The organism is Thioclava sp. F1Mire-8, from assembly GCF_002213165.1.
GTDB lineage: Bacteria > Pseudomonadota > Alphaproteobacteria > Rhodobacterales > Rhodobacteraceae > Thioclava > Thioclava nitratireducens.
On record NZ_NBNY01000001.1, the window covers coordinates 220719 to 234611 of the forward strand.

Below are 13893 nucleotides of genomic sequence, written 5' to 3' on the forward strand. Positions count from 1 at the left end.
TTTCAAGAACTGACTACGCCGAGCTGACGCATTTCGCAGGCAGCATAATTTAATAGGAGACTCACGATGGCCGAAGGCACCGTGAAATGGTTCAATAGCACCAAGGGTTATGGCTTCATCGCACCGAACGATGGCGGCAAGGACATCTTCCTTCACATCTCCGCCGTTGAGCGCGCTGGCATCCAGCGTCTCGATGACGGTCAGAAAGTGACCTACGATCTGGAAACCGGCCGTGACGGCCGCCAGTCGGCAGGTAACCTCGCGCTCGCGTAAGCTGAGCCCGTGTGACGGTTTGAGACGGCCCGTGCAATCGCGCGGGCCGTTTTCATTTGGGCCTTACCAGACGTCCGGGTCGATGCCCTTAGCGCTGAGTTCAGAGAACTTGTCCTGCAGGAAGCGCTGGAACGGCTGGTCGGCATAGGCGCCGCTGGCCACGTATTCGAGTCCCGCCAGATGATGGAAGGGCTTGAAATAGCCCGGCATTCTGAATGCCTCGGCTTCGCGCAGGCTCTGCGCGCCCGCATTCGCGGCGGGGATCAGCACCTGCGTCGGCGTGAAGTTCACCGCCCATTTCTGCGCCAGCGCGCGCTCCTCCAAGGCCTCGCCGTCGAAATCGGTGACCTCGCGCGCGCCCCAGAGATCGAGCTGCACCACCAGATAGCTCTTCTCGATCAGCCCGGTAATCTCTGGCTTGGCGAAATTCACCAGATGCATCTCGCGGCAATAGGGACAGCCGCGCTGCTCGAAGAGCACCATCAGCCCCTTGCCCTGATCCGCAGCCTCCTGAAGATCCTCTCCCAGATCGAGGAACCCTTCGTGGAAGAAGGGCTGCCGGTAGAGCCCGCCATCGCCCATCACCGCCTCCGCCCTCGCGGGCCGCGAGCCTCCCAACGCGCCTCCCGCCGTCATCGCTCCGACTGTCAGGGCCAACATCTCGCGTCTGTTCATCGCGTCGTCCTCCCTTCGTGAGAGGCCGAGTATAGCACAGACCGGGCGAATGGCGGGAATCGCGCGCTGAGGGCCGCGCCCGACCTCGGGTGGGCGCCCGTGAGATGTGGGCGGGGGAACTTTATTTCTCCATCACCCCGACGGCCTAGTCTCAGTGGTGCAGTGCAGTCGCGACCTCCCGGGGGGGGGAGGTCGGGCGCGGCCCGGGCTGGCCGCCCGGGCGAAAGTCGGATCGCTCCTCCCGAACGAAAAAGGCCCCGCGCTCGCGGGGCCTTCTCCAATTCTGTGACCGTCAGCCTCAGGCTTTGGCGAGGTTGCGCAGCACGTAGTGCAGCACGCCGCCGTTCTTGAGGTATTCGATCTCCACCGCGGTATCGATCCGGCTTTTGAGCTTGATCTCCTTGGTGGTGCCGTCCTTGTAGGTGATGGTGCAGGGCACGATCGACTGCGGCTTGATTTCGCCTTCCAGACCTTCGATCGAGACCTCTTCTTCACCGGTCAGGTTCAGATCCTTGCGGGTCTGGCCTTCGGTGAACTCGAAGGGGATCACGCCGAAGCCGACGAGGTTGGAGCGGTGGATACGCTCGAAGCTCTCCGCGATCACGGCCTTGACGCCGAGCAGGTTGGTGCCCTTCGCCGCCCAGTCGCGCGAGGAGCCTGCGCCATATTGCTCGCCACCGAAGATCACCAGCGGCTTGCCGGCTTTCTCATAGGCCATCGCCGCGTCGAAGATCGTGGTCTGCTCGCCGTCGGGGCCCTTGGTGAAGCCGCCCTCGACGCCGTCCAGCATCTCGTTCTTGATGCGGATGTTGGCGAAGGTGCCGCGCATCATGACTTCGTGGTTGCCACGGCGCGAACCGTAGCTGTTGAAGTCCTTCGGCGCGACCTGACGCTCGACCAGGTATTTCCCGGCCGGGGTGTCGGGCTTGAACGAACCCGCCGGCGAGATGTGGTCGGTGGTCACGAAATCGCCCAGCACGGCGAGGATGCCCGCGCCCTTGATGTTCGAGATCGTGCCTGCTTCCGGCGACATGCCTTTGAAGTAGGGCGGGTTCTGGATGTAGGTCGAGCTGGCGGGCCAGTCATAGGTTTCGCCGCCTTCGACTTCCACAGCCTGCCACTTCTCGTCGCCCTTGAAGACGTCGGCGTATTTCGACTGGAACTTCTCGCGGGTGACGACCTTCTCGACGAGATCGGCGATCTCCTTGTCGGTCGGCCAGATGTCTTTCAGGTAGACGTCCTTGCCATCCGGCGTCTGGGCGATCGGCTCGCTCGACAGGTCGATGTTCATGTCGCCAGCCAGCGCGTAGGCCACCACGAGGGGCGGGGAGGCGAGGTAGTTGGCGCGCACGTCAGGCGAAATCCGGCCTTCGAAGTTCCGGTTGCCCGAGAGCACCGAGGTCGCGATCAGGTCGTTGTCGTTGATCGCCTTCGAGATTTCCGGCTGGAGCGGACCCGAGTTACCGATACAGGTGGTGCAGCCGTAACCCACGAGGTTGAAGCCAACCGCGTCGAGGTCTTCCTGAAGGCCAGCGGCTTCGAGGTATTCCGACACGACCTGCGAGCCAGGTGCCAGCGAGGTCTTCACCCAGGGCTTGCGGTTGAGGCCCAGTTCACGCGCTTTCCGCGCCACGAGGCCCGCGCCGATCAGCACGTAGGGGTTCGAGGTGTTGGTGCAGGACGTGATCGAGGCGATCACCACCGAGCCGTCGCGCAGCTCGTAATCCTCGCCTTCGACCTTGGCGGTCTTGCCGATCGAGACCGACTTGGTCGCGGCCGGGCCTTCGTCGGCCATGTCCTTGGCGTCTTCCGAGATGTCGATGCCGCGATAATCGGCCACGACGTTCTCGAAGGCGTCGGCCGCCTTGGTCAGCGCGACATAGTCCTGCGGACGCTTCGGGCCCGAGATCGCCGGAACGATGGTGTTCATGTCCAGCTCGAGCGTCGAGGAGTAGATCGGCGCGTAATCCGCGTCGCGCCACATGCCGTTTTCCTTGGCATAGGCTTCGACCAGCGCGATGCGGTCCTTGTCGCGGCCCGTCTGCTCGAGATAGCGCAGGGTTTCGTCATCGACCGGGAAGAAGCCGCAGGTCGCGCCGTATTCGGGGGCCATGTTGGCGATGGTCGCGCGCTGCGCCAGCGGCAGGTGGTCGAGGCCGTCGCCGTAGAATTCGACGAACTTGCCGACCACGCCATGGGCGCGAAGCATCTCGACGACTTTCAGCACGAGGTCGGTGCCGGTGGTGCCTTCGACCATCGCGCCGGTCAGCTTGAAGCCCACGACTTCCGGGATCAGCATCGAGATCGGCTGGCCGAGCATGCCGGCTTCAGCTTCGATACCGCCCACGCCCCAGCCGAGAACGGCCGCGCCGTTGACCATGGTGGTGTGGCTGTCGGTGCCCACGAGCGTGTCGGGATAGGCGACTTCGGTGCCGTCCTGATCCTTGTCGGTCCAGACGGTCTGGGCGAGGTATTCGAGGTTCACCTGGTGGCAGATGCCGGTGCCCGGCGGAACCACGCGGAAGTTCTCGAACGCGGTCTGGCCCCACTTGAGGAACTTGTAGCGCTCGATGTTGCGCTCGTATTCGCGGTCAACGTTCATCTGGAACGCGCGCGGGTTGCCGAACTCGTCGATCATGACCGAGTGGTCGATCACGAGGTCGACGGGCACGAGCGGGTTGATCTTCTGCGCGTCGCCACCCAGACCCTTGATGCCATCACGCATCGCGGCGAGGTCGACCACGGCGGGAACGCCGGTGAAGTCCTGCATCAGCACGCGGGCGGGGCGGTAGGCGATCTCGCGCGGGTTTTTGCCGCCCTTCTCGGCCCATTCGCCGAAGGCCTTGATGTCGTCGGTCGAGATCGTGAAGCCGTTATCTTCGAACCGCAGAAGGTTCTCCAGAACCACCTTCAGCGAGGCGGGCAGCTTCGAGAAATCACCCAGGCCAGCCTCGGTGGCGGCGGGGATCGAGTAATAAGCATAGGTCTTCGAGCCGACGCTGAGTTCGCGGCGGGTCTTCGCGGTATCCTTACCGGTAACGATGGGCATGAGAATGGCCTCCCTTCAAGGGTCCTAAGGGTGTCGCTGGCGTGTGTTTGCCCCAAGCGCGCGATCCGTTCAAGAGGGTCGGACCATTTTTTGTATACCGTTGCACACAAAAGCGGCCTCTCAGGCGACCTCGCGTCACTTTGATCCAATCCCGAGCCGGATACGTTTGATTTATATCGTTTTGCGCGTTCGGACAGAAAGAAAACTCTCAAAACATTGATTAGGCATGGCCAGAGCAGAAACGCTAAGTATAAAGACGGCGAATTGAGGAGAATTTTTCGAGTGCGCGCAGGACGTTTGACCGCGATCGGAGCTGCATGTGCCGTGGGGCTGGTCAGCTCCGCGGTAATCGCTTGTGCGCAAGGGGCGGCAGATGCGCCGCCTGGGATGCGTCTCGATGCGTCCGGGGCGCTGCTCGATCAGATGGCGCCTGCCAAATCCGAGCCCTCCGCCAAGGCTGCGCCCGCGAATCCCGACCCGAATGACGACGAGGAGAAAAACCCCGTCGTGGTCGAGCTTTATACCTCGCAGGGTTGTTCGTCCTGCCCGCCGGCGGACGCGCTTCTCAAGGAGCTTGCCGACCGCGACGACGTGATCGCGCTGGCGTTGCATGTCGACTACTGGGACTACCTCGGCTGGAAGGATCCCTTCGGAAAGCCGGAATTCTCCGCGCGCCAGAAATCCTATGCGATCGCCGCCGGTGAGCGCACGGTCTACACGCCGCAGATGATCATCGCCGGCCGCGAGACGCTGGTCGGACCGCAGAAAGCGGCGCTCAACAATGCGATCCTGCGCGAGACCGATGTCCATCCCGAGGTCGATCTGAAGATCACCGGTGAGGGCGATCATTACGAGATCGAGCTGACCCCGGTCGACGCGCTGGAGACGCCCGCAATGGTGCAGCTCGTGCGCTACAAGCCTTCCGCCACGGTCGACATCCTGCGCGGCGAGAATGCCGGGCGCACGGTGACCTACAAGAACATCGTCACCAGCCTGACCGGAATCGCCGAATGGGACGGGCGCAAGCCGGTTACGCTCTCGGTCGATGTCGACGGGGACGCGCCCGCCGTGGTGATCGTTCAGGAATCCCTGGCGAGCGAACATGGCCCGCTGCCCGGTCCCATCCTCGCCGCGGGTGAGCTGGACTGAGCCGGGCAGGGCAGGGCGCAAATGCGCCCCGCAGGCCCCCGGATTTTTCCTTGCATCCCTGCGCCCATCCCGTATAAGGCCGCATCTTCCGCGTTTGCTATGAACCGGCGGAGCCTCTCGTGTTGGGATGCGGAAGTATCATCGCCCAACGTTGAAGCCGCCTCGAAATACAGGAGTTCGCATGCCGCTTTACGAGCATGTCCTCATCGCGCGTCAGGATCTGTCCAACGCGCAGGCCGAAGGCCTTGTCGAACATTTCTCCACGGTCCTGTCGGACAACGGCGGCAAAGTCGTCGATTCCGAGTACTGGGGCGTGAAGACCATGGCCTACAAGATCAACAAGAACCGCAAGGGTCACTACGCCTACCTGCGCACCGACGCCCCGTCGGCCGCCGTGCAGGAAATGGAGCGTCTGGCCCGTCTGCACGACGACGTGATGCGCGTCATGACCATCAAGGTCGACGAGCACGAAGAGGGCCCCTCGGTCCAGATGCAGAAACGCGACGAGCGCGACAACCGTCGCGAGCGCCGTTGATCGGTAGACAGGAGTAGACACCATGGCAAAACCGTTTTTCCGCCGTCGCAAGGTCTGCCCGTTCTCGGGTGAGAACGCGCCGAAGATCGACTACAAGGACACCCGTCTTCTGCAGCGCTACATCTCTGAGCGCGGCAAGATCGTCCCCGCCCGCATCACCGCCGTCTCGGCGAAGAAGCAGCGTGAACTGGCCCGCGCAATCAAGCGCGCCCGTTTCCTCGCCCTGCTCCCCTACGCCGTGAAATAAGGAGACCGACCGATGGAAGTGATCCTTCTCGAACGCGTGGCCAAGCTCGGCCAGATGGGTGACGTCGTCACCGTCAAGGACGGCTTCGGCCGCAACTACCTGCTGCCGCAGGGCAAGGCGCTGCGCGCCAACGAAGGCAACATCAAAGCTTTCGAAGAGCGCAAGGCCCAGCTCGAGGCACGCAACCTCGAAACCAAGAAAGAAGCCGAAGCTCTGGCGTCGAAGCTCGACGGCGAGACCTTCGTCGTGATCCGTTCGGCCTCGGACGGCGGCAACCTCTACGGTTCGGTCACCACCCGTGACGCGGCGAACATCGCCTCCGAGCAGGGCTTCTCGGTCGACCGCAAGCAGGTCATCATCCGCCAGCCGATCAAGGTTCTCGGCCTGCATGACGTCGAAGTGCACCTGCACCCCGAAGTCGTCGCCGAGATCAAGCTCAACGTCGCACGTTCGCCCGAAGAGGCCGAGCTGCAGGCGTCGGGCAAGTCGATCCAGGACGTGGCGGCCGAGGAAGAGGCTGCGGCCGAATTCGAGATCGCCGAACTGTTCGACGATATCGGCGGCGCGACCTCCGACGACGACGAGGGCGGCCCCGTTGCCACCCCGGAGTCGGCCGAAGACGACAACAACGCCTGATCGGTCGCTTAGACCCTTCAGTCGAAAGACAGAGAACCGCGCCTTCCGGGGCGCGGTTTTTTCGTGCTTGCCTGTGCGGATGGTTCGGCGAATTATGTCTAAAGACATATTGGGGCCGAGGCGCGCGGCGCAGATCCCGGAACCGCGTACCGCAATCCGGCGTTGGCCCCTAAATAGCCTACAGAGCTTTGAAAACAGGGGGCGCGCATGACGAAACGACCGGGGCGAAGCCCACGCGACGCGACATCCAGCACACGCGACAGGCTCGTTCAGGCGGGGCTTCTGGGCTTCGGCGCCTACCTCATGTGGCGGCGTTATCAGGAGGATCGGCAGGCCGCGATCCACGGCCCGACCGAAGGCCGCAGTGCGCGGCATATTCCCGCCACCCGCACCGACCGCTACGACCGGCCCGCCGATCGCGCGCTAGGACGTCAGGCAGAAAGCCCCTTCGCAATCCCCCGCGCAGGCTGGAAGGCCATCGTTGCGCGCGCCTATGGCCAGATCGACGAGGATCGCGTGCTGGCCGTGGCGGCGGGCGTGACCTTCTACGCGCTGCTCGCGCTGTTCCCGGCCTTGACCGCAACCGTCTCGATCTACGGCATTTTCGCGGACCGCCAGACCATGCTGCAGGATCTTGACGCGCTGAAGAACGTCGTCCCGCCCGAGGCGCTGAGCCTGATCCGCACCCAACTCGAGCAGTTGATCGGGTCGAGTTCCAACGCACTCGGTCTCGCTTCGATCTTCGGCATTCTGCTGGCACTCTGGTCGGCTAATGGCGGTGTGAAGGCGATCATCGGGGCGCTCAACGTGGCTTATGGCGAGAGGGAGCGGCGGAGCTTCGTGCAGCTCAATCTCTTCGGGCTGGGCATGACGATTACCGGGGTCGTGATGGTCTGTGCGCTGATCCTCGTGGCGGCGGTGCTGCCGGTCGCGCTGGATTTCATCCCGCTCGGCGGCGCCTTCGACGCGGTGCTGCGCTGGGGACGCTGGCCGGTGATGGCACTGGTGCTGATGGGGATGCTGATGCTTCTCTATCGCTACGCGCCCGCGCGCAACGCGCCGCGCTGGATCTGGGTCGTCCCGGGGGCGATCGTTGCCTCGCTGCTCCTGCTGATCGTCTCGGCGGCGTTCTCCTTCTACACCTCGAACTTCGCGAATTACTCGAGCACCTATGGCTCGATCGGCGCGGTGGTGGTGCTGATGATGTGGATCTGGCTTTCGACGACGGCGGTGTTGGTGGGCGCGGAGATCAACTCCGAGGCAGAGCATCAGACGGCGAAGGACAGCACCATTGGCGCGCCGCTTCCCTTGGGCGCGCGCAACGCGGCAGTGGCCGATGCCGTGGCGCCCGCGCCCTCGCGCAAACGCTGAGCGCGGCTGGCCCGAAGCGGGCCCAAAATTCGCCGCTTTTGCAGGGAATCCTCGGAGGGCAAGCAACCTGAAGAGGCCCCGAGATGCGGCTGTTTTCGATCCTCCACTTCGCGCTGACCCACACGATCCTCGTGACCGGAGGGCTTTTGTACCTGCACGATCCCGAGGGCGCGCGCGACCGGCTTGCCTCGGTGGGCGAGGTACTGCGCAGCGCGATCCATGACCGGATCGAACCCGGCAACCCGGCGGCGGAACGCACGGCGTCCCTGCAGGTCGACCGGGCCGCGCAGACCCTGCGCGACGTGGCGACCGCGACCGGGCTGCCCTCGCTGATTCCGAGCGCGAAATTCCTGAAGGTGCCGGGCGCAGAGTGATGCGGCGCGACCGCGCTCCGCGCCGGTCCACGCCCGGAAACGCAAAAGGCCGCCCCGAAAGGCGGCCTTCGCTAATTTTGGGCTGAGCGCCCGGAGATCACAGCTCGTCGAGCTTCTCGATCTCTTTCTGCAGCTCTTCCTTGGTGACTTCCTTGTCGTCCACCTTGGCTTCACCGGCAATGTAATCGACGACCTTGTCTTCGAAGATCGGCGCGCGCAGCTGCTGCTGCATCTGCGGGTTCTGCTGCACGAATTCGAAGAAGGCGCGCTCCTGACCCGGGTACTGACGTGCCTGGTTCATGATCGCCTGCGTCATCTCGGCGTCGGAGACCTCGATCTCCTGCTTGCGGCCGATTTCGGCGAGCAGCAGGCCAAGACGCACGCGGCGCTCGGCGAGGGTGGTGTGCTCCTCGGTGGTCTCGATCTCGCCGTGGTCATGGCCGTGATCGTCCGGGTTCTCTTCGTGATAGAGCTGGTGCGCGATCTGCTTGGCCTCGGCTTCCACGAGCGAGGGGGGCAGGTCGAACTTCACCTGATCGTCGAGCTGGTCGAGCAGGCCGCGCTTCATCACCTGACGTGCGGCGCCCTGGTACTCGGCTTCGAGACGCTCGGCGACTTGCGCTTTCAGCGCGGCGAGGTCTTCGGCACCGAACTGCTTGGCCATCTCGTCGTTGATCTCGGCAGCCTTCGGCGCCTTCACTTCGTGGACCTTGCACTTGAACATCGCTTCCTTGCCCGCGAGATGCTCCGCACCGTATTCCTCGGGGAATTTCACGGTCACTTCGACGTCGTCACCGGCTTTCGCGCCAACGAGTTGCTCCTCGAAGCCGGGGATGAACGAGCCCGAGCCGAGCTCCAGCGGGTAGCCTTCGCCCTTGCCGCCTTCGAACGCTTCACCGTCGACGAAGCCTTCGAAGTCGATCACGACCTGATCGCCGTTCTCGGCCTTGCCATCCTTGGCTTCGAAGTTCTTCGCGGTTGCCGCGAGGCTTTCCAGCGCTTCGTTCACTTCACCTTCGTTGGCCTTCACGACCAGACGCTCGAGCTTGACGCCCGAAAGATCGACGTCCGGGATGTCGGGCAGCGCTTCGTACTCGACGGTCACGACCACGTCGTCACCCTCTTTCCAGTTCTCGCCGTCTTTCATCTCGATCTTCGGCTGCATCGCGGGGCGGTCGCCGGTCTTGTCGAAATGCTCGCTCATCGCGCCGTCGACCGATTCCTGCATCGCTTCGCCGAGGATGCGCGGGCCGAATTGCTTGCGCAGCATCGCCATCGGCACCTTACCCTTGCGGAAGCCCTTCATCTCGATCTCGGGCTGCGCTTCGGAAAGCTTCGCGGTGACCTTCTCGTCGAGTTCCTTGGCGGTGATGGTGATCTCGTAGCCGCGCTTGAGGCCGTCGTTCTGGGTCTCGGTGACCTGCATGGTTTGTCCTTTGTCTCTGGGCGCCGCGCGGATCGCGGCCGGTTCTCGAATTTCAGGCGTCCTTCTATTGAGCCTCAGCCATGGTGGCAAGGCGAAAAGGGGCCGCAGAGCGGCCTGCGAGCGGTGAAATGACGCCCGGGCAGGGTGTACGCGTGGGCGAGGGCGGGAACCCGGGATAGGGAGCGGGCAGGGGGGCGCTGACGCGACGGAGGAAGGTGCCGCGGTTGGCGCGGCGGGCGATGCGATGAACGTCTGGTGCGCGCGGGCTCGGAAAGCTGCGGCCGGGGCGCACCACCCCACGAAGTCGCTCCGGCCGCGAAATCGGGATTGCGCCAAACCGGCGCGCCGTCGTGATCTTCCGCCGCTTCGGAGGATCCGCCCCCTTGTTCGCGGATCCGAAGCGAGAATGACACGATCTTCCCGAGAGGTAAGCCTAACCGAGAAGTGTTTGAAATTCAGCGGTCATTTTCGGACAGATCGCCCGTCACCCGCCCGCGCAACCCGCCTGTGACTTTCACGCGACAGCGCGATAGGCGCGCTCGACCGCTTCGAACTTCACTGCCTGCCGGCGGAAGTGGGCGCGGATGAAATCGGGCGAGAGCCAGAGCCTGCCGCGTCGGCGCGGCTCTTCCCATCCCAGGTTGCCCGCCTCTTCGGCTTTCTGGACCATGCGCTTGATCTTCGAGACCGAGATCAGGAACTGCGCGGCGAAATCGGCGATGCTGACCCGTTCGAGATAGATGCGCCCGTCCGTTTCGCGCAGATCTCGCAGCATCCGCGTGAGCGCATGCAGCATCATCCCGCCCGTGTCGGAGCCGAGGAAATGCGCCATCGCCGCGGGCGGGGCGTGCCATTCGGGATCGACCCGGATGATCTCGACCATCTGCCGCTGCATCGCGAAGGCGAGGTCGGGGTCGCGCCGGGCCGCGTCCAGCCGCGCGCCGCCATCAAGGATATCGAGACAGTGCAGGTGGCCCTCGCACCAACGCCGCATCCCTTGCTCTGCCAGGGGCGTGGTGGTCACGGGGCGCAGCCGCCCGTCGCCTTTGTGCTCGTCCGGCGGGGCGAGCAGCCCATGCGCCTCCATCTCGCCCAGATACTGGCTCAGCGTCTTGCGGTTGATCTCGACATGAGGCGTCAGCGCCGCGAGAAGCCGTCCCGGCGTCAGTTCCGGCGCGCCGGGCTCCATCTTCGCCCTCATCGCCAGCGCGAAACTGGTCTGGCTCACGAGCCAGCGCCGATGCGAAGCCATGTGGCGCGCGATCCGCGGTGTCTGCGCCTGCACGTCGAGCAGCATTGCCGCCACCGCCTGCTGCGCGGCGAAGAAATTCGGATCGGTGGCGATCGTGTCGCGGGTGAGCCAGCGGATGGGAAGGGATGTCTGCGAATCCAAGCCCGGCGACGTGTCTTCGACTGGCCGCCGAGGCGGTGTTTGCGGGCTTTCGACCATCACCTCTCCCACGCATTCGGTCATCCAAGCGGGGCAATTCCGCCCGCGCAGCCATCTTAAACTAGCGTGCACGCGGGAGAAGGCGAGGGTATGGTAGGAAATTCCGGAGGTTGGGAGTGGTGCGGGTGAAGGGACTCGAACCCCCACGCCAAAGGCGCCAGAACCTAAATCTGGTGCGTCTACCAGTTCCGCCACACCCGCATCAGGGGCGTAATAGCAACAGCTTGCGGGTACGGAAAGAGGAAGATGCGATTTTGCTCGTCTTAACGCGTTGGTGAGAGTTAGCCTTTACGCAACGGCACGCCAGAGGCCGAGGTTACGAGTGGGCAAGAGCAGGTATCGCCATGGGACAGGCACCACGGCGGGGGAATGGCATGGCCATGCTCCGCCAGATCATCGAATCCAATCCGCGTCACGCTCTGCCGGGCCCGGCCGGTCCGGAGGTGGCAGCGCGCACCTCGCCTTTGGAGATGCGCAAACCGAAGCCGGATCTCAGCGCCGGGATCGCCGCCGGGGCACGGGTCTACACGCTGGACGGAGCGATTCCCGTGGAGTTTCTCGAGCCCGGCGACCGGATCGTGACCCGTAGCGGGACCTGCAGGCTCAAGGCGCTGCGGGCCGGCGATTACGTGGGCGCGCTGATCCGCATCTCGCCCGGCGCGCTTGGCCATGATCGCCCCGGCGCGCCGCTCATCATCGCACAGGGCGCGCAGTTGATGATGCGCGACTGGCGGGTGCAGGTGATCTACGGCAAGCGCGAGGCGCTTCTGCCTGCGCAATCGGTCGTCGACGGGCATTATGTCACGCTGGGGCAAGGTCGCGCGCGGCTCTTTGTGCTGGAATTCGAGACGCCCGAGGTGATCTATGTCGATGGCGTGGAAATGGCCGCCGCGGTCGCAGGCGTCGAGGCCTGATCCGCACGCGATTTCGACCGATATCCGCCGGTATCAAGGGGGGTGATGCGCTTCGCCGTCACATTCTTGGTAGCATTTCGATGCTACCGCTCACGATCAAGCGCGTGTGTTGACAGGGGCGTATGTCATTTGCTTAGCTCGATCGTGCACCAGAGGACGAGTGCGCAGCGTGGCTGCGAAGAGTGTGGGTAAACCCTTTTGGAGATTGCGATGACGGCACCTTTGCGAAATGCAGAGGCAATCTTGCATTGCGCGGGTTGCACCGCTCGCAACCAAGGTGTCTGCGGATCCCTATCGGATCGTGCTCTGGCGAGGGTCGCCGAACGGGCGCGCAAGATTTCCTGCGCGGCCAATGAGCGGCTCTGCGAAGAAGACGTCAGCTGCGAGCACATCGCGCTGGTGCAACGCGGCATGCTGCGGATGCAGAGTCATTCGCTCGCCGGGCGGCGCAAGATCACCGGTCTGGTCAGCCCGGGCGATAGCATCGGCCAGCTTCTCAACGGCCATCGGGACACAGCGATCGAAGCGGTGATCGATACGGATCTGTGTCTCTTCGAAGCCGCGACTTTCGCGCAGCTCATCGATCAGGAGCCCGAACTGCGCCGGGCGCTGTGCCGTCAGGCGGAAAGCTGGGTCGAGAAGGCGCGGCGGTTGAGCTGGCTTCTCGGCGCCTTCGCGCCGGCGGCGCGGCTGCGCGCGCTTCTTCTGCTGTCGCGCCATATCATGCCTTGGCAGGCCTTGCCCGATGGCGGCGGCGTCTTGACCATGCTGCTGCCGCGTCAGGACATCGCCGATCTGCTCGCCACGACGCAGGAGACCGTCAGCCGGTCTCTGCACCAGTTCCAGAAGGACGGGCTGATCGACATCCTGAACACCCGCCAGTTCCGGCTCAACGATCTCGACGCGCTGGCCGCGGGGCTGGAGGAGCTTCTGGCGAGCTGAGTGCGCTCAGGCGTCGCGCATCTCCAGCGAATTGCCGGAAATATCGACGAGCGTTCCGAGATTCGAGATCTCGATATCGTAGGGTGTAACGATCCGGATCGCGCCCTCGCGTTCGAGCTGATGAAACGCCCGGCTCAGCGATTCAGGCGAGGTGCCCAGCAAATGGGCGATATCGACCCGCTTGATATGGATATGCAGGCCGAGCCGGATGTTGTCCCGCGCGCAGCTTTCGAGAGTGCGGTATTTGTGGCGGCTCAGGATGATCAGGAGCGAGGCGAGCCGCTCGACGACTTTCGAACTGCCGAGCACCATCACCCATTCGCGCGCCGCGTCGAGCTCGTCGAGGATGCTCAGCAGGAACAGCCGCTCCGCCGCGTGCGAACGCGCGAGGATCGCTTCGAATTTCTGCCGGTCGCAGGTCAGGACCGCGCCATCGCTGAGCGCCTCGATCCGGTAGCCCGACGGGCCGTTGAAGGCGCGTCCGAACATGTCGGACGGCGTGATCAGCCCGATGATGTGGCGATGCTGATCCTGCAGCGTTTTCGACATCGCGAGAAACCCGTCCGCGACGAAGCCGATCCGGTCGGCGACTTCGCCATCCTCGATCAGCACGTCGCCCGGCGCGAAACGGATACTCTGCCAGAGCGGTATCATCTCGGTGCGCAGCTCCGGCGGCAGCGCGTCCAGCAGACGCTGCAATTTGCCCTGCGCCACTACGCCCTCTATCTCGATCCGCTTTCCGGACTTCGAGTGTTCGATCATCGCGTCTCGTCTCCCTGTCGCAGGGGAGAGCTTAGTCGGGGTGAGGTTCGGATGCGAGGGCCGCGGGGGCGAAAAACCGTGTTGCGCCAG

Annotated in this window: 14 protein-coding genes and 1 tRNA gene; 9 read left to right on the top strand and 6 right to left on the bottom strand. The window is 64.1% G+C overall.

Annotated elements, in window-relative coordinates; all coding sequences use genetic code 11:
• Nucleotides 1–66 precede the first annotated feature (66 nt).
• Entirely contained in the window at nt 67–273 is a 207-nt protein-coding gene (locus B6V75_RS01025) for a cold-shock protein (protein ID WP_075775053.1), read from the top strand.
• A gap of 63 nt (nt 274–336) precedes the next feature.
• On the opposite strand, the gene B6V75_RS01030 is transcribed toward B6V75_RS01025, so the two are convergent.
• Nucleotides 337–948: a thioredoxin family protein gene (locus B6V75_RS01030; protein WP_088718453.1), complete on the bottom strand. Its 612-nt coding sequence runs from the start codon at nt 946–948 to the stop codon at nt 337–339.
• A gap of 298 nt (nt 949–1246) precedes the next feature.
• Nucleotides 1247–3997, bottom strand: coding sequence for an aconitate hydratase AcnA (gene acnA, locus B6V75_RS01035; RefSeq protein WP_075775052.1), 2751 nt, complete (start codon nt 3995–3997; stop codon nt 1247–1249).
• 282 nt (nt 3998–4279) lie between these two features.
• Here acnA and B6V75_RS01040 point away from each other — a divergent pair, with 282 nt between their 5' ends.
• The 6 genes from B6V75_RS01040 to B6V75_RS01065 all read left to right on the top strand — a co-directional run bounded on the left by B6V75_RS01040 (nt 4280) and on the right by B6V75_RS01065 (nt 8309).
• The gene (locus B6V75_RS01040; protein ID WP_240496881.1) at nt 4280–5146 is read left to right on the top strand and encodes a DUF1223 domain-containing protein; all 867 of its coding nucleotides are present in this window, start codon (nt 4280–4282) and stop codon (nt 5144–5146) included.
• A 181-nt stretch (nt 5147–5327) separates the two neighbouring features.
• A complete protein-coding gene (gene rpsF / locus B6V75_RS01045) occupies nt 5328–5681 on the top strand; it encodes a 30S ribosomal protein S6 (RefSeq protein WP_075775050.1) in 354 nt (117 codons plus the stop codon).
• A 22-nt stretch (nt 5682–5703) separates the two neighbouring features.
• Nucleotides 5704–5928: a 30S ribosomal protein S18 gene (gene rpsR, locus B6V75_RS01050; RefSeq protein ID WP_038073027.1), complete on the top strand. Its 225-nt coding sequence runs from the start codon at nt 5704–5706 to the stop codon at nt 5926–5928.
• Nucleotides 5929–5940: 12 nt separating this feature from the next.
• Complete coding sequence (gene rplI, locus B6V75_RS01055; RefSeq protein ID WP_075775049.1) at nt 5941–6564, top strand: 50S ribosomal protein L9; 624 nt, start codon at nt 5941–5943, stop codon at nt 6562–6564.
• A 207-nt stretch (nt 6565–6771) separates the two neighbouring features.
• Nucleotides 6772–7935, top strand: a complete 1164-nt coding sequence (locus B6V75_RS01060; protein WP_088718454.1) for a YihY/virulence factor BrkB family protein — start codon at nt 6772–6774, stop codon at nt 7933–7935.
• Nucleotides 7936–8018: 83 nt separating this feature from the next.
• Nucleotides 8019–8309, top strand: a complete 291-nt coding sequence (locus B6V75_RS01065) for a hypothetical protein (RefSeq protein ID WP_088718455.1) — start codon at nt 8019–8021, stop codon at nt 8307–8309.
• Between the two features lie 97 nt (nt 8310–8406).
• Here B6V75_RS01065 and tig read toward each other — a convergent pair whose 3' ends face one another.
• From tig to B6V75_RS01080, 3 genes are all read right to left on the bottom strand, one after another.
• Nucleotides 8407–9735, bottom strand: coding sequence for a trigger factor (tig, locus tag B6V75_RS01070; RefSeq protein ID WP_088718456.1), 1329 nt, complete (start codon nt 9733–9735; stop codon nt 8407–8409).
• A gap of 514 nt (nt 9736–10249) precedes the next feature.
• On the bottom strand, nt 10250–11128 hold the full coding sequence (locus B6V75_RS01075; RefSeq protein ID WP_146735097.1) for a hypothetical protein: 879 nt from the start codon (nt 11126–11128) through the stop codon (nt 10250–10252).
• A 174-nt stretch (nt 11129–11302) separates the two neighbouring features.
• Nucleotides 11303–11386: transfer RNA gene (locus B6V75_RS01080), tRNA-Leu, on the bottom strand.
• Between the two features lie 173 nt (nt 11387–11559).
• Between B6V75_RS01080 and B6V75_RS01085 the strand changes: the two genes are divergently transcribed.
• Nucleotides 11560–12099, top strand: a complete 540-nt coding sequence (locus B6V75_RS01085) for a Hint domain-containing protein (protein WP_157771585.1) — start codon at nt 11560–11562, stop codon at nt 12097–12099.
• Between the two features lie 210 nt (nt 12100–12309).
• Nucleotides 12310–13041, top strand: a complete 732-nt coding sequence (locus B6V75_RS01090; protein ID WP_088718458.1) for a Crp/Fnr family transcriptional regulator — start codon at nt 12310–12312, stop codon at nt 13039–13041.
• 6 nt (nt 13042–13047) lie between these two features.
• Here B6V75_RS01090 and B6V75_RS01095 read toward each other — a convergent pair whose 3' ends face one another.
• Nucleotides 13048–13803, bottom strand: a complete 756-nt coding sequence (locus tag B6V75_RS01095) for a Crp/Fnr family transcriptional regulator (protein WP_088718459.1) — start codon at nt 13801–13803, stop codon at nt 13048–13050.
• Nucleotides 13804–13893: the final 90 nt, after the last annotated feature.

Bases quoted from the DNA above. Each gene is read 5' to 3' on its own strand.
- B6V75_RS01025 (WP_075775053.1), top strand. From the start codon at position 67: ATGGCCGAAGGCACCGTGAAATGGTTCAATAGCACCAAGGGTTATGGC.
- rpsF (WP_075775050.1), top strand. From the start codon at position 5,328: ATGCCGCTTTACGAGCATGTCCTCATCGCGCGTCAGGATCTGTCCAAC.
- acnA (WP_075775052.1), bottom strand. From the start codon at position 3,997: ATGCCCATCGTTACCGGTAAGGATACCGCGAAGACCCGCCGCGAACTC.
- B6V75_RS01065 (WP_088718455.1), top strand. From the start codon at position 8,019: ATGCGGCTGTTTTCGATCCTCCACTTCGCGCTGACCCACACGATCCTC.
- B6V75_RS01095 (WP_088718459.1), bottom strand. From the start codon at position 13,803: ATGATCGAACACTCGAAGTCCGGAAAGCGGATCGAGATAGAGGGCGTA.
- B6V75_RS01060 (WP_088718454.1), top strand. From the start codon at position 6,772: ATGACGAAACGACCGGGGCGAAGCCCACGCGACGCGACATCCAGCACA.
- tig (WP_088718456.1), bottom strand. From the start codon at position 9,735: ATGCAGGTCACCGAGACCCAGAACGACGGCCTCAAGCGCGGCTACGAG.
- B6V75_RS01085 (WP_157771585.1), top strand. From the start codon at position 11,560: ATGGCCATGCTCCGCCAGATCATCGAATCCAATCCGCGTCACGCTCTG.
- B6V75_RS01030 (WP_088718453.1), bottom strand. From the start codon at position 948: ATGAACAGACGCGAGATGTTGGCCCTGACAGTCGGAGCGATGACGGCG.
- rpsR (WP_038073027.1), top strand. From the start codon at position 5,704: ATGGCAAAACCGTTTTTCCGCCGTCGCAAGGTCTGCCCGTTCTCGGGT.
- rplI (WP_075775049.1), top strand. From the start codon at position 5,941: ATGGAAGTGATCCTTCTCGAACGCGTGGCCAAGCTCGGCCAGATGGGT.
- B6V75_RS01090 (WP_088718458.1), top strand. From the start codon at position 12,310: ATGACGGCACCTTTGCGAAATGCAGAGGCAATCTTGCATTGCGCGGGT.